Source organism: Ruegeria atlantica (assembly GCF_013032455.1).
GTDB classification, from domain to species: domain Bacteria; phylum Pseudomonadota; class Alphaproteobacteria; order Rhodobacterales; family Rhodobacteraceae; genus Ruegeria; species Ruegeria atlantica_B.
In genome coordinates this window covers 18752-37124 of record NZ_WQCF01000016.1, presented here as the reverse complement: position 1 = coordinate 37124, position 18373 = coordinate 18752, and the positions used below count along the sequence as shown (strand labels likewise).

The following is an 18373-nucleotide window of genomic DNA, read 5'->3' as shown; positions in this document are numbered from 1 at the left end:
TATGAACGATCCTATCGGCGATATGCTCACCCGTATCCGCAACGCGCAAATGCGCGGCAAGTCCACCGTTTCCACCCCGGCTTCCAAGCTGCGCGGTTGGGTTCTGGACGTGCTGGCGGACGAAGGTTACATCCGTGGCTACGAAAACACGACCGGTGAAAACGGTCATCCGGCCATCGAAATCAGCCTGAAATACTACGAAGGCACCCCTGTCATTCGCGAACTGAAGCGGGTCTCAAAACCCGGTCGCCGCGTGTACATGGGCGTCAATGACATCCCGCAGGTCCGTCAGGGTCTGGGCGTGTCGATTGTCAGCACTCCGAAAGGTGTGATGTCGGACGCAAACGCTCGCTCCAACAATGTTGGCGGCGAAGTGCTCTGCACCGTCTTCTAAGGAGGTCTGCAATGTCTCGTATTGGTAAAAAGCCGGTCGAGCTGCCCAGCGGCGTTTCCGCCTCTGTGTCGGGTCAGACCATCGAAGTCAAAGGTCCGAAAGGCACCCGCAGCTTCACCGCAACTGACGATGTTTCCCTGTCGGTCGAAGACAACGTGGTCAAAATTGATCCGCGTGGTTCGTCCAAGCGTGCTCGTCAGCAGTGGGGCATGAGCCGCACCATGGTTGCCAATCTGGTAACCGGTGTGACCCAGGGCTTCAAAAAAGAGCTGGAGATCCAGGGTGTCGGTTACCGGGCTCAGATGCAGGGCAACACCCTGAAGCTGAACCTGGGCTACAGCCACGATGTTGATTTCACTGCCCCGGAAGGTGTCACCATCACCGCGCCGAAGCAGACCGAAATCGTTGTGGAAGGTATCGACCAGCAGCAGGTGGGCGAAGTCGCGGCCAAAATCCGCGAATGGCGCCGTCCCGAGCCGTACAAAGGTAAGGGCATCCGCTATAAGGGCGAGTTCATCTTCCGCAAGGAAGGCAAGAAGAAGTAAGGACGCAGACAATGGCAAACAGCAAAAGAACCCTGTTTCTGAAGCGCCGCCTGCGCGTTCGGAACAAACTTCGCAAAGTCAACGCGGGCCGTGTACGCCTGTCGGTTCACCGTTCGAACAAGAACATCAGCGTTCAGCTGATCGACGACGTTCGTGGCGTGACCCTGGCCTCGGCCTCGACCCTGGAAAAAGATCTGGGTGTTGTTGGCAAGAACAACGTCGAAGCGGCCACCAAAGTGGGCGCGGCCATCGCCGAGCGTGCCAAGAAGGCAGGCGTCGAAGAGGCCTATTTCGATCGAGGTGGCTTCCTGTTCCACGGCAAGGTGAAGGCAGTTGCCGACGCCGCGCGTAAAGGTGGTCTGAAGATCTAAGACTTGCGGGCGGGTTTCGATCCGCCCCGATGATCCGGGGGCCTCGGCGACAGTCGGGGCTCACTTGGATTGAAGAAAACGGCGCCGTAAGCGCCACATGAGAAAAGGGATGCCAAATGGCAGAACGTGAAAACCGTCGGGGCCGTGGCCGCGACCGTGAAGAAGCACCGGAATTTGCAGATCGCCTGGTCGCAATCAACCGCGTGTCGAAAACCGTAAAAGGTGGTAAGCGCTTTGGCTTCGCCGCTCTGGTGGTTGTCGGCGATCAGAAAGGCCGCGTCGGCTTTGGTAAAGGTAAAGCGAAAGAAGTACCTGAAGCCATCCGCAAGGCGACTGAACAAGCCAAGCGTCAGATGATCCGCGTACAACTGCGCGAAGGTCGGACCCTACACCACGACATCGAAGGCCGTCACGGCGCCGGTAAAGTGGTTATGCGCACCGCACCTGAAGGTACTGGTATCATCGCCGGTGGTCCGATGCGTGCCGTGTTCGAAATGCTGGGCGTCAAGGACGTTGTTTCCAAGTCGCTGGGCTCGCAGAACCCGTACAACATGATCCGTGCCACCATCAACGGCCTGCAGAAAGAGCAGAGCCCGCGTTCGGTTGCCGCACGTCGTGGTAAAAAAGTTGCCGACATCCTGCCCAAGCGGGACGAAGCACCGGCTGCTGAAGCCGAAGCGTAAGGAGAGCGACCCATGGCAAAAACCATCGTCGTCAAGCAGATCGGTTCCCCGATCCGCCGCCCCGCCGAACAGCGCGCAACCCTGATCGGTCTGGGCTTGAACAAGATGCACAAGACCCGTGAGCTGGAGGACACTCCTTCGGTCCGCGGCATGATCAACAAGATCCCGCATCTGGTAGAGATCGTCGAAGAGCGCGGCTAAGCGCGACTTCCATCGAACTAAGAAACGCCTCCGACTTGCTCGGGGGCGTTTTTTTTACGTTTTAGATATTTTGTCGTTTTTCAACGTGCATTGCCGTCATTTTACCGCAGGTAGGCGACGAGATATCTATCTTGAGAGGTTGTGTAGATTGGCTTCTTTACAACCCATATTTGGCAGCCCAACCCATTGCCCGTTCTCCGAACATCGCCGCGGATCTTTGAATTTCGTCAGCGTAAGCCTCGATCAACCGTGCCTTGATTTCCCCCCGTAGCAAGACCTGAGCCTTGTCTCCCTTTTCGTTGGGAGAAGGAACAAGGTTTGTGTCCTTGTCCAGGCGATGTTCCATCGACCATTTTGAGCCACTACGTTGTTCGCCCGTCACCGTAGTATAGATTTCGTCGCTTATTCCCCTGGGACTGGAAATAATCTCCTCCAAGGAAAACACTCTGATAGCGTCTTCGCCGTATACATCGCGCCAAACTCGATAAATCTCGGAAGGTTGGGAGTTCAGCGGAGGCGCTAACGTTTCCTGATCGACAATCATCTGCCCCTTTTGCGTCCCAAGCATCTCCTCCATGCGAGCTTGTTGCTGAGATCTTATTCTTAGCAAGTTTCCTCGTGTCTCTCTGCGCAGGCGCATATTTATTGCAGACCATGCACGCGAAATAGGATCGCGGAGTAAAAGGACAATTTTGGCGTGAGGTAAAAGGGAATGCACGCGTTGCACTTCTTTGCGTTTCAGCCGCGAGTAGCCCGGTGTGATATCGCCCGTAATCACCCCCTCGGGTTTGAGGGAGAACATTTCGAGGTAATCCGCGTCGCAGCATCCGTTTTCGAGATAGCTGCGGCTTTTTTTTAGAAATTGCAGGTCACGTTCGTCGACCTTTCGAACGCCGTCGCGCGCACGTCGCGCGTTCAGTAGTGATAGACGGATACCCCCAGCTTGCAGCGCGTCGTAGAGTTTTTGTTGTCTTTCGTGTCGTTTGGGTATCTCGCTCCCGTCGAAATGGTGGAATTCTTTGACAAGAGGCATCCAATATCGGTCATCCAGTGACAGGATTTGCTGTAGTGTGCGTGTTCCGGCTTTTTGAAGTCCGATACATAGGAAATCTGGACCCACTACCTCTGGTGGATGAACTAACAAACTCTGCTCCTTCAAGTTACTTCGGCGAAATCGACCTTGGATGTATCTAACTTCGAGCGAACCATGGCGAGAATCATTGTTGTAGGGTGTTCTCCACAGGATTGCTGCAAATAAAAGCAATTTTGGGATCAAGCCCGTTTCAGCCATACCATAGTTGCATAGCGGCTAGACTGAATTCTGCGTTGTTAGTGGTGTCCGGCGAGCCTATCTGCATCCTGTCTCCAAAAGGAACAGAAACTCTATCATCGGGGAATTCGCTCCGATCAGGAAAGGAATATAGATATGGCCCATACAGCAACAGCACATCACGGCGGCATTAACCTGATTACGCGCGCTACAGATTTCGTCGCGAGAATCAAAGAAGCCTATACTTTGCGCGCCGAATACAACCGCACTTTTTCGGAACTGCAAGGCCTGACTGACCGCGAACTGAACGATATCGGCGTACGTCGCTGCGATATTAAGGATATTGCGCACGACCACGTCTACTGCGCGTAACCTTGCGATCCACCACTCACCCAGAGGCGCCAATTGGCGCCTCTTTTGGTTTTTGGTCTCGCACATCACAGTTTCGGAATTTCTAAGTAAGTGGCATTGATAGGGTTTCCCTTGTAGGGCAAAGGCTGTCAGGACGGGTTCAACTGCCGTATTATTTTGACAGAAAGACACATTATGGCGCGTGAATATCAGATCGGAATGCTATGGGTCGAAGGACCGCTAAGCTTTCTTGAGCAGCTCTGCATCAAGTCCTATCTGGACGCCGGTCAAAGCGTGCGCCTCTATACCTACGACAACGTCACGAATATCCCGGACGGGGTAGAGAAAAGAGATGCGCGTGAAGTTTTGCCCGATTCTGAGTTCATTACGCATGGAAGAACTGGAAGCCCCGCGCCGCATTCGGACAAGTTCCGGTATCGGATGTTGGCACAAGAGCCTGATCTGATCTGGGCTGATACGGATGCCTATTGCCTGCGACCGTTCACAACGCCAAACGGCCACTACTACGGATATTTGGAAGGAGAGGTGGCCATTGGCGTGCTGGCCCTGCCTCAGGACAGTGAAACGCTGGGCAAACTGATCGAGTTCACCAATGATCCGTATCGCATTCCGCCCTGGTTGCCGCCCCGCCATCGCAAACCGTTGGAGGAAGCACAGCGAAACGGGGCACCCGTGAATGTTGCCGAAACTCTTTGGGGGGTTTGGGGCCCAAAGGCTATGACATGGGCACTGAGACAGACGGGCGAGATAAAATACGCTCTGCCTGAGCACGTTTTTTACCCGCTGAACTACACGCGCCGACGCGCTTTGGCTCGACCCGGAGCGAACGTAGACAGATTTTTCAAGGAAGATACGGTATCGATCCACCTATATGGTCGTCGGATGCGGGCGATCATGCAGAACAAGTATGAAGGTAAACCCGACCCCGACAGTCTGGTCGGGAAGCTGGTCGAGAAACATGGTATCGACCCACTTGCAGCGCCCATTCAGCCGCGTGAAGGGGGCAAGGAAATGGCAGCACAGGGCGAAGAGTGAGGCGACACCCACCTCAGACTTGCCAAGCGGGATCAACGCGCCTATACGCCTCCGGTGGACTGATGTCCGCGAGAATCAAAACCAAGAAATGCCGTGTTTGGCCCATCACGCTTCGGGGGTCACATCCGGCTTAGGAGAAGCGAAATGAAACTGAACGAATTGCGCGACAATCCTGGCGCCAACCCGAAACGCACCCGCGTTGGCCGTGGTCCGGGTTCCGGCAAAGGTAAAATGGGTGGCCGTGGTATCAAAGGCCAGAAATCCCGTTCGGGTGTGGCCATCAATGGCTACGAAGGCGGCCAGATGCCGCTGTACCAGCGCCTGCCCAAGCGTGGCTTCAACAAGCCGAACCGCAAGGAATTTGCCGTCATCAATCTGGGCCTGATCCAGAAATTCGTCGACGCCGGCAAACTGGACGCCAAAGCTGCGATCACCGAAGATGCTCTGGTTGCGTCCGGTCTGGTTCGCCGCAAGCTGGACGGAATCCGCGTTCTGGCCAAAGGCGAAATCAGCGCCAAAGTGAACCTGGAAGTAACAGGTGCTTCGAAAGCTGCTGTTGAGGCAGTTGAAAAAGCGGGTGGTTCACTGACGGTCACAAAAGCTGCTGCGGCAGAGTAAGCGCTTGTGAGCGGGCGAAGACCCGCTTACATAGAGCACTAAGTTTTCCCAGACGCCGCCCGAGCCGGAAAACGGTTCTGGGCGGTGTTTTCATAAGAGAGACCGATTTATGGTATCAGCAGCAGAACAAATGGCAGCCAACACAAGCTGGTCTGCCCTTGGCAAAGCCACCGATCTGCGCAACCGCATCCTGTTCACACTGGGTTTGTTGATCGTTTATCGCCTGGGCACCTTCATTCCGGTGCCGGGAATCGACGGACAAGCGCTGCGCGAGTTCATGGAGCAAGCGGGGCAAGGCATCGGCGGCATGGTTTCGATGTTCACCGGCGGGGCGCTGGGACGAATGGGCATCTTTGCCCTTGGTATCATGCCCTATATCTCGGCCTCGATCATCGTGCAGCTGCTGACATCTATGGTTCCCGCGCTCGAACAACTCAAGAAAGAGGGCGAGCAGGGGCGTAAGAAGATCAACCAATACACCCGTTTCGGCACTGTGGCTCTGGCCACCGTTCAGGCCTATGGTCTGGCGGTTTCGCTGGAATCGGGCGATCTGGCGACCGATCCGGGCTTGTTCTTCCGCATGTCGACCATGATCACTCTGGTTGGCGGTACTATGTTCCTGATGTGGCTGGGTGAACAGATCACCGCGCGCGGCATCGGCAACGGTATCTCTCTGATCATTTTCGTCGGCATCATTGCCGAGGTCCCGGCCGCTCTGGCGCAGTTCTTTGCCTCGGGTCGTTCGGGCGCAATCAGCCCTGCCGTGATCGTTGGTGTGATCCTCATGGTCATCGTCGTGATCACCTTTGTGGTGTTCATGGAGCGGGCCTTGCGCAAGATCCATATCCAATATCCGCGCCGTCAGGCCGGTATGAAGATCTATGAGGGCGGCTCTAGCCACCTGCCGGTCAAAGTGAACCCGGCGGGCGTTATCCCGGCGATCTTTGCCAGCTCGCTGCTGTTGTTGCCTGTGACGATCTCGACCTTCTCGTCGGGTGCAACCAATGGGCCGATCATGTCATGGCTGCTGGCCAACTTTGGCCCCGGACAGCCGTTGTACCTGTTGTTCTTTGCCTCGATGATCGTGTTCTTTGCTTACTTCTATACGTTCAATGTGTCGTTCAAACCGGACGATGTAGCGGACAACCTGAAAAAGCAGAACGGTTTTGTGCCGGGTATTCGTCCGGGCAAGAAAACCGCCGAGTATCTGGAATACGTGGTCAACCGCGTGCTGGTTCTGGGTTCGGCTTATCTGGCGCTGGTCTGTCTGTTGCCGGAGATTCTGAGGAACCAGTTCGCCATTCCGTTCTATTTCGGCGGTACATCGGTTCTGATTATCGTCTCTGTGACCATGGACACGATCCAACAGGTCCAGAGCCATCTGCTGGCGCATCAATACGAAGGGCTGATCGAAAAGTCCCAACTGCGCGGCAAGGGTAAGAAACGTGGCAGGAAGGGACCCGCTCGTCGATGAATATCATTCTTCTTGGGCCCCCGGGGGCCGGTAAAGGGACGCAAGCGCGCCACCTGGTCGAAACACGCGGCATGGTTCAGCTGAGCACAGGAGACATGCTGCGCGAAGCCAAGACCTCGGGTACCGAGATGGGCCAGAAGGTTGCGGCGATCATGGATGCAGGCAAGCTGGTCACGGATGAAATCGTGATCGGCCTGATCGAAGAGAAGCTGACCAGCGAAACAGGCGCCGGTTTCATCTTTGACGGTTTCCCCCGTACGCTGGCGCAGGCCGATGCACTGGCAGCGTTGCTAACCAAGCTGGGTCAGTCGTTGCATACCGTGATTGAGATGCGCGTCGATGACGAAGCGCTGGTGGACCGTATCACGGCACGTTCGACCTGTGGCGGATGTGGTGAGGTCTACAATGACAACACCAAACCGATCCCGGCGGATGGCAAATGCACCAATTGTGGCAAGGAAAATGATTTCCAGCGCCGCGCGGATGACAACGAAGACAGCCTGCGCACGCGTCTGATGGAATACTACAAAAAGACGTCGCCACTGATCGGTTATTACTATGCCAAGGGCGATCTACGCCCGGTCAATGGCTTAGCCGATATCAAGGAAGTCACTGCCTCGATTGAGGCGATTCTTGGCTGATGTCAGGTAGGGGCTTGACGGCCCCACCAAAACCCCATATCGACCCACATCCCTATGGGAATCAAGACTGCAGGCGGGATTCGTCCCAAATGCCCCGACCACCTCGAATAATGCTGAACCCTCTGGCGGCACTGCCACGGTTAGGCGTTGTGAAAAAAGGTTCTGGAGTTACGGAACCGCAACGAAAAGGAAAGTGACACGTGGCACGTATTGCCGGCGTAAACATCCCGACTGCAAAGCGGGTACCAATCGCCCTCACCTATATCACCGGTATCGGAAACACCTCGGCCAAAGCGATCTGCGAAGCTGTAGGCATTGAAGCGCACCGTCGCGTCAACGAACTGTCCGACGCCGAAGTTCTGGCCATCCGTGAACATATCGATGCAAACTTCACCGTCGAAGGTGACCTGCGTCGTGAAGTTCAGATGAACGTCAAGCGCCTGATGGACCTAGGCTGCTACCGCGGTCTGCGTCACCGCCGCAACCTGCCGGTTCGCGGTCAGCGCACCCACACCAACGCTCGTACCCGCAAAGGCCCCGCAAAGGCCATCGCTGGTAAGAAGAAATAAGGGAGGGTCTGACTGATGGCACGTGACAAGACTCGCGTTAAGCGCAAAGAGCGTAAGAACATCGCATCGGGCGTCGCCCATGTGAATTCGACCTTCAACAACACCAAAATCCTGATCTCGGACGTACAGGGCAACGCCATCTCGTGGTCGTCTGCCGGTACCATGGGTTTCAAGGGTTCGCGGAAATCGACCCCCTACGCCGCTCAGATGGCTGCAGAAGACGCAGGCAAGAAGGCGCAGGAACATGGCGTCAAGACGCTGGAAGTCGAAGTTCAGGGCCCCGGTTCGGGTCGTGAATCGGCTCTGCGTGCGCTGGCTGCAGTGGGCTTCAACATCACGTCGATCCGCGACGTGACACCGATCGCTCACAACGGCTGCCGTCCGCCGAAGCGTCGTCGCGTCTAAGCGATTTTGAATTGAGCTGGGGCTGTGTTTTTTGCACGGCCCCAGCACGTCATTTTGAACCTCGGGCGTCTGCACCTTGTTGGTCATGGGGCGCGGACAGGAATGGAGGGATTACATGATCCATAAGAATTGGGCAGAATTGATCAAGCCGACCCAGCTGGAAGCCAAGCCGGGCAATGATCCCGCGCGTCAGGCGACATTGGTTGCCGAGCCGCTGGAGCGTGGCTTTGGTCTGACTCTGGGCAACGCGCTGCGCCGCGTTCTGATGAGCTCGCTGCAAGGCGCAGCCATCACCAGCGTCCAGATCGACAACGTCCTGCACGAGTTCTCCTCGGTTGCAGGCGTTCGTGAAGACGTCACCGACATCATCCTGAACCTCAAGGGTGTGTCGCTGCGCATGGAAGTCGAAGGCCCCAAGCGCCTGTCGATCAATGCCAAAGGCCCCGCAGTTGTCACCGCCGGTGACATCAGCGAAAGCGCCGGTATCGAGGTTCTGAACCGCGATCACGTCATCTGCCACCTGGACGATGGCGCCGACCTGTTCATGGAACTGACCGTCAACACCGGTAAAGGTTATGTCTCGGCTGAGAAGAACAAGCCAGAAGATGCACCTATCGGCCTGATCCCGATCGATGCGATCTACTCGCCGGTCAAAAAGGTTGCCTATGACGTTCAGCCGACCCGCGAAGGTCAGGTTCTGGACTATGACAAGCTGACCCTGAAGATCGACACCGACGGTTCGATCACCCCGGAAGACGCGCTGGCCTTCGCCGCTCGTATCCTGCAGGACCAGCTGTCGATCTTCGTTAACTTCGACGAGCCGGAATCGGCTGGCCGCCAGGACGAAGACGATGGTCTGGAGTTCAACCCGCTGCTGCTGAAGAAAGTAGACGAGCTGGAACTGTCGGTCCGTTCGGCAAACTGCCTGAAAAACGACAACATCGTTTACATCGGCGATCTGATCCAGAAAACCGAAGCTGAGATGCTGCGCACCCCGAACTTCGGCCGCAAGTCGCTGAACGAGATCAAGGAAGTGCTGTCCGGTATGGGTCTGCACCTCGGCATGGATGTCGAGGACTGGCCGCCCGACAACATCGAAGATCTGGCAAAGAAATTCGAAGACGCGTTCTAAGCGCGTCTTCCCCAATGCCCGGGCTTCCGGGGACTGTATGGGCGCTGATGCCCCAAGGAGAGCCGGTGACACGCATCGCCGGCCAGACAAAGCAAAACGCGAAAGAAGGAATTGAAAAATGCGTCACGCACGTGGTTACCGCCGCCTGAACCGTACTCATGAGCACCGTAAAGCTCTGTTTGCGAACATGGCTGGCTCGCTCATCGAACATGAGCAAATCAAAACGACTCTGCCCAAGGCAAAAGAACTGCGCCCGATCATCGAAAAGCTGGTCACTCTGGGCAAGCGCGGCGACCTGCACGCCCGCCGTCAGGCCGCAGCACAGCTGAAAGAAGACAAAGACGTCGCGAAGCTGTTCGAAGTTCTGGGCCCCCGCTACGCCGAGCGTCAGGGCGGTTATGTCCGCATCCTGAAAGCTGGCTTCCGCTATGGTGACATGGCTCCGATGGCGATCATCGAATTCGTTGACCGTGACATTGACGCCAAAGGCGCGGCCGACAAGGCCCGCGTTGCCGCCGAAGAGGCAGCAGACGAAGAATAAGAAAGCCCCGCTTTCTAAATATATAACCCCCGTGTCTCCGGATGCGGGGGTTTTTTGTCGGCAGATCTGCTTGCTCCTGACCTATTTGATCCACCCTTGTTCGCGATAGTATCGGACAGCGCCCGGATGCATGGGTGCGGGCAAGCTGTCGCGGATCATCTCAGACGGTTGCAGGCTGGACAGGGCAGGGTGCTCGTGGCCCAATTCGCTTAGGCTTTCAAAGGTGAATTTGACGAAAGCGTAGACATCCTCATCGGAAAACTCTGCACTGCTTAGAAATACTGCCTTGTAGCCAAAGGATTTCGTCGGTGCCGTTATACCTGTGTACGCGTTTGCAGGAATTGTTTCTTTGCTGAGCGCATCAGAACCCGCGACCAACTTGTCAATCGGTTGCCCAGACAGGTTTAGCAAGTGGATCGGGCAAGTGTGAGCTGTCTTTTGGATCAAACCGGACGGGTAACCAACAACTGCTGCCACGGCATCAATCTTTCCTGCGCACAGTGCGGAATATTGCGCTTTCATGTCCTTTGGTTTGACTGTTTGGAAAGAAGACACATCCCACTTCGCCGAGCTCGGGATTTGCTTGACTAAATGCGTCGCGGACTTGCCTAATCGGACACGCTTGCCGCTCAGGTCGCCAGCCGTGTAAATCCCAGCGTCTTTTCGGGCAACGATGGTCAAGGGTTCGCTATGAACTGAAAACAAGGACCGTAGAGCGGGGTTCGGACCTTTGGACTGAAAGTAGCCGCCGCCTTCCAATGCCTGTTTAGCCCAGTCTGACCGCGCTACGACGATATCAAATTTTCCACTTTGAAGTTTTGGAAGGTTTTCCGTCGGGCCATTCGTAGGCTTAGCCCGGCACTTGTAGCCGTTTATTTCTCGGTCCAAGGATTTGCAGATCAGATCACCGACGTGGAAATAGTACCCTCCCTTTCCACCTGTACCAACAGTCACTTTGATATCTGCAGCCTGAGAGGCAGGCGCGATTGATCCAATAAGTGCAGCGATAATCAAAAATGAAAAGCGAGGGAGAATGAGCATGTTCAGGCAAAAGGTTTTAAACACAATTCTTCCGTTTTTAGTAGCGGTTGTGGGGGCATGTTTCCTGCGCCGCCGCTGCCCGTCAATGCGAATTGTTGCCAGAATCGCAAACTTGGGTGATCCTTTAAGAAATTAAAGGATCGCAATATGTTTAGATATTTAATAATTGCGCTCGGGATTGGCGCATCCACAGCACTTTATGCGCAAGAGACGTCTGACGATACAGCGGCAGACGAAGACGTGTCGGCAGACCAATCTAATTTTCTGACGGATGCTGAGCTTCAAACTCTTGTTGCTCCGGTGGCTCTGTACCCGGACACTTTGCTCATCCAGATATTTGTTGCTGCCACTCAGCCGTTGGAGATCGTGAAGGCCGAGCGTTTCCTGTTGGACAACGCCGACCGTGATCCGGTCGAGTTGGAGCCGGAAATCGAAGCCATGGGCTGGGACCCTTCGGTCAGTGTACTTGCAACGGCTTTTCCCGAAGTTGTTGGACAGATGGCCACTCATATTGACTGGACTGAAACGATGGGCACCGCGATGTTGGCCCAGTCCGATGATGTAATGGACGCTGTTCAGGTTATGAGGGACCAGGCGATTGACAGTGGTGCTTTGGTCTCGGGTCCTGAACAAACCGTAGAGGTGGCCGAAGATGAAACAGTCGTCATCACGCCAACAAACACTGAGACAGTGTATGTACCCGAGTACAATCCTGAAACAGTCTACACCGGACCTTCGACCGGAGACATAGTGGGTACGGCTTTGCTGACATTTGGTGCTGTTGCCCTCATTGATGAAATTTTTGACGACGACGATGATTGGTACGACTATTGGGGTTGCCGGAATTGTGGGGGCTGGAATGGTCAACCCATCGTCCGGAACCCCGATATCGACATTGATGTCGACCGCAACGTCAATATCGACAACGTTGATCTTGGCGATCGAAAGGATATCGGATGGCAACCCGACCCTGATCGCAAAAAGCAGGCGCAGGATAAAATCTCGAACCACAAAAGGCCCGAAGGTGGCCGTGGCGATCTGCCGGTGAACCGCCCTGAAGGCCGAACGGACGAGTTGCGGGCGAAACTGAGCCGGGAATCCGGTGCTGCTGATATCAGCCGGGATGGCGCATCGCTGGATCGGGCAGCAGCGGTTGCCGCCGGAGCAGGTGCGGGAGCCGTCGCTGGCGGTGCTCTTGCCAATCGCGGCGGTGGAAAAAAGGACCTGCCACAAGTGAACCGAGGCAATGTCGACCGGGATAAAGCTGCGGCCAAACAGCAAGCCGTCGACCGTACCAAGCAAAGACCAGATGCTGCGAAAAAGCCTGTTAAACAAAAACCTCAGGCCGCCAAGAAACCTCAGGCGAAGAAAACGACGACGACTCAGCGCAAACAATCTGCGTCGAAAGGTAAGGCGATGAAGAAACAGGCGTCAGGGAAGAGAACCCACAGCGCGTCCAATCGCGGCCACGCCGCCAAAGGAAAGCGGAGACGGTAAGATGCGTAATTCGGTTTTTTCTATTGTATTTATTGCTGCAACTGCGGGTCCGGCACTTTCAGATGGGGCTCGGTTTGATACGCCGCAGACCGCCTTGGATACCTTTGTCGATGCCCTGAGGGCGGATGATCAGAACAAGTTATTGGAAATTTTCGGACCCGAGGCCGAAGACCTGATTGGGACAGGTGATCCCGTCGAGGACCGGGAAAGGCGGCAAGAAGTGCTTGGCATGTACGCCGAGGGTTATCGCTTTCAGCCAGAGGATGAAGGGGTTGTTATCCTGCTGGGCGAAGACAGCTGGCCTTTCCCGATCCCCATTTCCCGCGGGGAAGACGGTTGGCATTTCGATCTCGAAGCTGGGATTGAAGAGCTCTCGGCCAGAGAGATTGGTTTGAACGAACTGGATGTCATCGAATTGCTTGAGGCTTACGTCGATCTTCAGGCCGCGTTCAGGCTGGTCGATCACAATGGCGATGGCGTGATGGAATTTGCTCAGACGATCATTGCGGATCCGGGTGTCAGAAACGGGCTGTTCTGGCCCGAAGAAGACAGCTTTGTCGGTGCAGCGCTGGCCCGAGCTGCCGCGTCGGGTTGGAGTGATGGCGAGGCAGACTATGACGCCGAGCCCTTTCTTGGATATTACTACACCGTCTTGCAGGGGCAGGGTCCAAACGCTCCGGGAGGGGCGTATTCCTATTTTGTCGGCGATAAGTTCGTTGCCGGGCATGCGCTGTTGGCGGTCCCGTCGGACTACGGTGAAACCGGAATCCATTCATTTCTGGTGGGTGAAAACGGGATCGTCTATGAGGCGGATTTTGGTCCCGATACACTCGAGCGATTGGCTGAAATCTCAACCTATGATCCCGGTCCGGATTGGTCGCCGGTCGAGTGATGAGTTGAGTTAAACTTTGAGTCTGCGTTTGTCACCAACCATGCCAATCGCCGAGGGATTACCTTGCTGGGCACATGTCTGCACGGTCTTCTGAACCGACTGCCGCCGGAAGCTTGCATTACGTTTCACGTGGGCGCATATCCAACTCAACTCTGAAAGTTGAGGTCACTATGTTCCGCGCGACACTTATCGCTTTTTCCTTCGTATGCGCTTCGGCTGCCATTGCGGAAACCCGTGTGCCGCAGTCGCAAGCCGAGATATCGTTGGGTTTTGCCCCGGTGGTCAAAGAGGCCTCGCCTGCGGTCGTCAATATCTATGCCAAGATCGTTCGGCAGGGGCGTTCAAACCCGTTCTTCTCGGACCCGTTCTTTCAGGATTTCTTTGGCGGTGGCTTTGCTGAACCGCGTCCACGGGTGCAGAACTCTCTGGGATCGGGTGTGATCCTGTCCGCGGACGGCTATGTGGTGTCGAACTATCACGTGGTCGGGACGGCCACCGAAATTCGAGTGGTGACGACAGACCGGCGCGAATATTCGGCCCAGGTCGTGCTGGGTGACAAGGAGAGCGATATCGCCATTTTGCGCCTTGAAGAGGCCGAAGACCTTCCGTTCCTGCAATTGCGCGACTCGGATCATGTCGAGGTGGGTGAGCTAGCCTTGGCCATTGGCAACCCCTTTGGGGTCGGGCAGACCGTGTCGTCGGGCATCATATCGGGGCTTGCCCGAACCGGGGCTGCAACCGGTAACGCGCGAGGTTATTTCATTCAGACAGACGCGGCCATCAATCCGGGGAACTCGGGTGGCGCGTTGATCGATGTGAACGGCGACCTGATCGGGATCAACACCGCGATCCTGACCCGTTCGGGCGGCTCAAACGGTATCGGCTTTGCGATTCCGGCCAATCTGGTGGCCGAGTTCCTGCGACAGGCGCAGCAGGGCAATGAAAGATTTGTAAGCCCTTGGGCCGGAATGGCAGGCCAGCACATGAGCGCCGATATCGCCGAGTCGCTGGGTCTGGTGATCCCTATGGGCGTGGTGATCTCTGACTTGCACCCGCTCAGCCCATTGGCTGAGGCCGGGCTGCGTGTCGGTGACGTGGTAACCCATGTGGATGGGGATGAGGTGAACTCTCCGGCAGAGATGAAGTTCCGCATGTCCGTGGCTGGTGTCGGCGGCACCTCGGTTGTGACACGGCTGCGCGGTGATGAAAACGCCGAGGTTGAGGTAGCTCTGATCAAGGCTCCCGATCATCCAGCGGCCGAAGAAACGACGCTAGATGAACAAACGGTAATGCCTGGCCTGACCATTTCGCGCATTAACCCGGCGGTGATTGCGCGAATGGGGCTGGCGCTGTCCCAGACGGGTGTGGTCGTGGTGGATGCGGGGCGATATGGCGGTCGCTCCGGTTTGCGTGTGGGGGATGTGGTCAACAGCATCAATGGCGCGCAGATTGAAACCCCCGGCGATGTTGTTGATGCTCTGACCAACCCGGGGCGCAGGCTGACCTTGGATATCGTGCGCGGGGGACGCTCGGTTTCCCTGCGGTTCAGGCTGTAAATTCGTGAGCGACCTTTTCGATACCGGGGCTGCCGAGCCTGCGCCGTCTGCCCATCGCCCTCTGGCGGATCGGTTACGACCGAAGACGCTGGCCGACGTGATCGGGCAGGAACAGGTCTTGGGGCCGGACGCGCCGCTGGGTGTTATGCTGGCCTCGGGCAGCTTGTCGAGTCTGGTGTTCTGGGGGCCTCCGGGTGTGGGGAAAACCACGATCGCGCGGTTACTGGCGCAAGAGACTGATCTGCATTTTGTACAGATCAGCGCGATCTTCACCGGCGTGCCGGATCTGAAGAAAGTGTTCGAGGCCGCCAAGATACGCCGTCAGAACGGGCAGGGCACGCTGCTGTTCGTGGATGAGATTCACCGGTTCAACAAAGCCCAGCAGGATGGCTTTCTGCCGCATATGGAGGACGGCACGATCCTGTTAGTCGGAGCCACGACCGAGAATCCGTCTTTTGAGTTGAACGCCGCTGTGCTGAGCCGGGCGCAGGTGCTGGTGCTGGAACGACTTAGTCTGGCCGATCTGGAACGTCTGACTCAACGTGCGGAAAAGGAATTGGACCGCGCCCTGCCACTGAACGGTCCCGCCCGTGAGGCGCTGCAAGAAATGGCCGACGGTGACGGGCGCGCGCTGCTGAACTTGATCGAGCAGGTCGCGGCGTGGAAGGTCGATGCGCCGCTGGACCCGGATGCGCTGTCGACCCGGCTGATGCGTCGGGCGGCGAAATACGACAAATCCGGGGATGAGCATTATAATCTGATCTCGGCCCTGCACAAATCAGTGCGTGGGTCGGACCCGGATGCTGCGCTTTATTGGTTTGCCAGGATGCTGACGGGCGGAGAAGATCCGCGCTACCTGGCGCGTCGGATCACGCGGATGGCGGTCGAGGATATCGGATTGGCCGACCCACAGGCACAGGCGATCTGCCTGCAATCGTGGCAGACCTATGAACGCCTAGGTAGCCCCGAGGGCGAGCTGGCGCTGGCGCAGGCGCTGGTTTATCTGGCTTTGGCCCCGAAATCGAACGGGGCCTATGTCGGATACAAAGCCGCAATGCGACTGGCCAAGCAGTCGGGCAGTGAGCCTCCACCCAAGCATATCCTGAACGCGCCGACCTCGTTGATGAAGGATCAGGGCTATGGCGCGGGCTATGCCTATGATCATGATGCCGAGGATGGGTTTTCAGGCCAGAACTACTTTCCGGACGGTATGGAGCGACCCGAATTGTACCAGCCGGTCGAACGAGGGTTCGAACGCGAGTTGAAAAAGCGGCTGGACTATTTCGCCAAGTTGCGGGCGCAGCGGAACGGCTAAGGCCTGCTTGACTCTTTGCCCTTTGCACGCCACAGACGCGCATGTTTTCTAAGGCACGTACAGACAGGTTTACCGCGCAGAACATCTGCGCGACGCAGGGGATATCGGCATGAGCGGCGTACAGATGATCACCGTGGCAGAGGGTGATGGCGACCAGCGGCTGGACCGGTGGCTGCGCCGCCTGTTTCCGCATGTCAGCCAGGGGCGCATCGAAAAGATGTGTCGCAAGGGTGAGCTGCGGGTTGAAGGCGGACGGGTCAAGGCTTCGACCCGGCTCGAGGCCGGTCAGGTTGTGCGCGTGCCGCCGCTGCCCGATGCGGATCACAAGCCAGCCGAGGTCAAGCGCCGCATCTCGGATGCGGATGCCAAGATGATCCAGTCTTGTGTTATTTATCGCGACGAACACGTGCTGGCGTTGAACAAACCGCATGGCCTGCCGGTGCAGGGCGGCAGCGGTCAGACTCGCCATGTGGACAGCCTGTCCGAGGCACTGCGGTTCGGCTATGACGAGAACCCTCGCCTTGTGCATCGGTTGGACAAGGACACGTCAGGCGTTTTGCTGTTGGCCCGCACGCGCGAGGCCGCAAAAGGGCTGACCGCCGCGTTCCGTCACCGTGATACGCGCAAGATCTACTGGGCCTTGGTGGCCGGGGTGCCGACCCCCTACCTGGGTGAGATCAAGACCGGGCTGGTCAAGGCCGCGGGCCACGGCAAGCAGGGCGAAGGCGAAAAGATGATCGCCGTACATATGAACGAGGTGAACGACACGCCCGGCGCGAAAAGGGCGCATACGCTTTACGCGACGCTATATCGAGTCGCAGGGCGCGCCGCCTGGGTTGCGATGGAGCCGATCACAGGCCGTACGCATCAACTGCGCGCGCATATGGCAGCCATTGGCCATCCGATCATCGGTGACGGTAAATACGGCGGCTCGGGGCAGGAGAATCTTGGCGATGGCTGGGGCGCGCAGCTTGGCGGTATCATCAGCAAGAAATTGCACCTGCACGCGCGTCAGGCTTCATTTCAGCATCCGGTGACGCGGAAGACAATCACGGTGACCGCACCTTTGCCCGATCACATGAAGCACAGTTGGGACACGTTCGGCTGGACCGAAGACCTGGCTGACAACGATCCCTTTGAGGCGCTGCAATGAGCGCACCGCTGCGTTTGGTGCTGTTCGACGTAGACGGCACTTTGGTTGACAGTCAGGGCAGTATCGTGGCGGCGATGACCGCCAGTTTCGATGCACACTCCCTGCCGGTGCCCAAGCGGGATGCAATCCTGTCTATTGTGGGCCTGTCCCTTCCGGTAGCCATGGCGCGATTGGCGTCGGAACATTCCGACACGGTTCAGCAGCGTTTGGTTGATGGCTACAAGCAGGCCTATCATGCGCATCGGCTGGAACAGGGGGCGGCCAGTTCGCCGCTCTATCCAGGGGCGCTGGATGCGATTGAGGCGCTACATGCGGTGCCCGAGGTTCTGCTGGGCGTGGCTACCGGGAAATCGCAGCGTGGACTGGACGCCTTGATCGAGGCGCACGGGCTGGAGCGGTACTTTGTGACCCGGCAGGTGGCGGATCACCACCCGTCGAAACCGCATCCGTCGATGGTCGACACAGCGCGCAGCGAAACCGGGGTGGAGGCGGCCAACACGGTCATGATCGGTGATACACAGTTCGACATGGACATGGCCCGCGCCGCTGGTGTGGCTGGCATTGGCGTGGCCTGGGGTTATCACGAGCGGTCCGCTTTGAGCGGTGCCACTAGCATAATCGAAACTTTTGAGCAGCTGCCTCGTGCGCTGGACGATATCTGGACCTGA

The 18373-nt window shown here is 57.0% G+C and carries 22 protein-coding genes; 20 read left to right on the top strand and 2 right to left on the bottom strand.

Annotated elements, in window-relative coordinates:
* Position 1 precedes the first annotated feature (1 nt).
* The 5 genes from rpsH (at position 2) to rpmD (ending at position 2194) form a co-directional block, all read left to right on the top strand.
* Complete coding sequence (gene rpsH / locus GOW93_RS19265; RefSeq protein WP_155148687.1) at positions 2-394, top strand: 30S ribosomal protein S8; 393 nt, start codon at positions 2-4, stop codon at positions 392-394.
* 11 nt (positions 395-405) lie between these two features.
* On the top strand, positions 406-939 hold the full coding sequence (gene rplF / locus GOW93_RS19260) for a 50S ribosomal protein L6 (RefSeq protein ID WP_170387776.1): 534 nt from the start codon (positions 406-408) through the stop codon (positions 937-939).
* 11 nt (positions 940-950) lie between these two features.
* A complete protein-coding gene (gene rplR / locus GOW93_RS19255) occupies positions 951-1310 on the top strand; it encodes a 50S ribosomal protein L18 (protein WP_170387774.1) in 360 nt (119 codons plus the stop codon).
* Positions 1311-1426: 116 nt separating this feature from the next.
* Positions 1427-1993: a 30S ribosomal protein S5 gene (rpsE, locus tag GOW93_RS19250; protein WP_170328768.1), complete on the top strand. Its 567-nt coding sequence runs from the start codon at positions 1427-1429 to the stop codon at positions 1991-1993.
* 12 nt (positions 1994-2005) lie between these two features.
* Positions 2006-2194, top strand: a complete 189-nt coding sequence (rpmD, locus tag GOW93_RS19245; protein ID WP_005621828.1) for a 50S ribosomal protein L30 — start codon at positions 2006-2008, stop codon at positions 2192-2194.
* A 157-nt stretch (positions 2195-2351) separates the two neighbouring features.
* Here rpmD and GOW93_RS19240 read toward each other — a convergent pair whose 3' ends face one another.
* Positions 2352-3485 carry a sulfotransferase gene (locus GOW93_RS19240; RefSeq protein ID WP_170387772.1) on the bottom strand — a complete coding sequence of 378 codons (1134 nt, stop codon included), beginning with the start codon at positions 3483-3485 and terminating at the stop codon, positions 2352-2354.
* Between the two features lie 135 nt (positions 3486-3620).
* Here GOW93_RS19240 and GOW93_RS19235 point away from each other — a divergent pair, with 135 nt between their 5' ends.
* The 9 genes from GOW93_RS19235 (at position 3621) to rplQ (ending at position 10251) form a co-directional block, all read left to right on the top strand.
* Positions 3621-3836 (top strand): DUF1127 domain-containing protein, encoded by a 216-nt coding sequence (locus GOW93_RS19235; RefSeq protein ID WP_170387767.1) that lies wholly within the window; start codon positions 3621-3623, stop codon positions 3834-3836.
* Positions 3837-4010: 174 nt separating this feature from the next.
* Entirely contained in the window at positions 4011-4871 is an 861-nt protein-coding gene (locus GOW93_RS19230; protein ID WP_254443688.1) for a hypothetical protein, read from the top strand.
* A 144-nt stretch (positions 4872-5015) separates the two neighbouring features.
* Positions 5016-5489 carry a 50S ribosomal protein L15 gene (gene rplO, locus GOW93_RS19225; protein ID WP_170387765.1) on the top strand — a complete coding sequence of 158 codons (474 nt, stop codon included), beginning with the start codon at positions 5016-5018 and terminating at the stop codon, positions 5487-5489.
* A gap of 109 nt (positions 5490-5598) precedes the next feature.
* Positions 5599-6963: a preprotein translocase subunit SecY gene (gene secY, locus GOW93_RS19220; protein WP_170387763.1), complete on the top strand. Its 1365-nt coding sequence runs from the start codon at positions 5599-5601 to the stop codon at positions 6961-6963.
* A complete protein-coding gene (locus GOW93_RS19215; RefSeq protein ID WP_170387761.1) occupies positions 6960-7604 on the top strand; it encodes an adenylate kinase in 645 nt (214 codons plus the stop codon). Before secY ends, GOW93_RS19215 begins: the two co-directional genes overlap by 4 nt.
* A gap of 200 nt (positions 7605-7804) precedes the next feature.
* Entirely contained in the window at positions 7805-8173 is a 369-nt protein-coding gene (rpsM, locus tag GOW93_RS19210; protein WP_008757392.1) for a 30S ribosomal protein S13, read from the top strand.
* 15 nt (positions 8174-8188) lie between these two features.
* The gene (gene rpsK / locus GOW93_RS19205) at positions 8189-8578 is read left to right on the top strand and encodes a 30S ribosomal protein S11 (protein ID WP_008757289.1); all 390 of its coding nucleotides are present in this window, start codon (positions 8189-8191) and stop codon (positions 8576-8578) included.
* 115 nt (positions 8579-8693) lie between these two features.
* Positions 8694-9710 carry a DNA-directed RNA polymerase subunit alpha gene (locus GOW93_RS19200; protein WP_170387759.1) on the top strand — a complete coding sequence of 339 codons (1017 nt, stop codon included), beginning with the start codon at positions 8694-8696 and terminating at the stop codon, positions 9708-9710.
* Positions 9711-9828: 118 nt separating this feature from the next.
* Positions 9829-10251: a 50S ribosomal protein L17 gene (gene rplQ / locus GOW93_RS19195; RefSeq protein WP_170387757.1), complete on the top strand. Its 423-nt coding sequence runs from the start codon at positions 9829-9831 to the stop codon at positions 10249-10251.
* A gap of 81 nt (positions 10252-10332) precedes the next feature.
* Here rplQ and GOW93_RS19190 read toward each other — a convergent pair whose 3' ends face one another.
* Positions 10333-11292, bottom strand: coding sequence for a TAXI family TRAP transporter solute-binding subunit (locus GOW93_RS19190; protein WP_254443689.1), 960 nt, complete (start codon positions 11290-11292; stop codon positions 10333-10335).
* Between the two features lie 147 nt (positions 11293-11439).
* On the opposite strand from GOW93_RS19190, the gene GOW93_RS19185 reads away from it, so the two are divergent.
* The 6 genes from GOW93_RS19185 to GOW93_RS19160 all read left to right on the top strand — a co-directional run bounded on the left by GOW93_RS19185 (position 11440) and on the right by GOW93_RS19160 (position 18373).
* Entirely contained in the window at positions 11440-12789 is a 1350-nt protein-coding gene (locus tag GOW93_RS19185) for a DUF3300 domain-containing protein (protein ID WP_170387752.1), read from the top strand.
* Between the two features lies 1 nt (position 12790).
* A complete protein-coding gene (locus tag GOW93_RS19180; protein ID WP_170387751.1) occupies positions 12791-13681 on the top strand; it encodes a DUF2950 family protein in 891 nt (296 codons plus the stop codon).
* 170 nt (positions 13682-13851) lie between these two features.
* Positions 13852-15237, top strand: a complete 1386-nt coding sequence (locus GOW93_RS19175) for a trypsin-like peptidase domain-containing protein (RefSeq protein WP_170387749.1) — start codon at positions 13852-13854, stop codon at positions 15235-15237.
* 4 nt (positions 15238-15241) lie between these two features.
* Positions 15242-16552 (top strand): replication-associated recombination protein A, encoded by a 1311-nt coding sequence (locus tag GOW93_RS19170; RefSeq protein WP_170387747.1) that lies wholly within the window; start codon positions 15242-15244, stop codon positions 16550-16552.
* Positions 16553-16661: 109 nt separating this feature from the next.
* Positions 16662-17705: an RluA family pseudouridine synthase gene (locus GOW93_RS19165; RefSeq protein ID WP_170387745.1), complete on the top strand. Its 1044-nt coding sequence runs from the start codon at positions 16662-16664 to the stop codon at positions 17703-17705.
* On the top strand, positions 17702-18373 hold the full coding sequence (locus GOW93_RS19160; RefSeq protein ID WP_170387743.1) for an HAD-IA family hydrolase: 672 nt from the start codon (positions 17702-17704) through the stop codon (positions 18371-18373). The genes GOW93_RS19165 and GOW93_RS19160 overlap by 4 nt, the downstream gene beginning before the upstream one ends.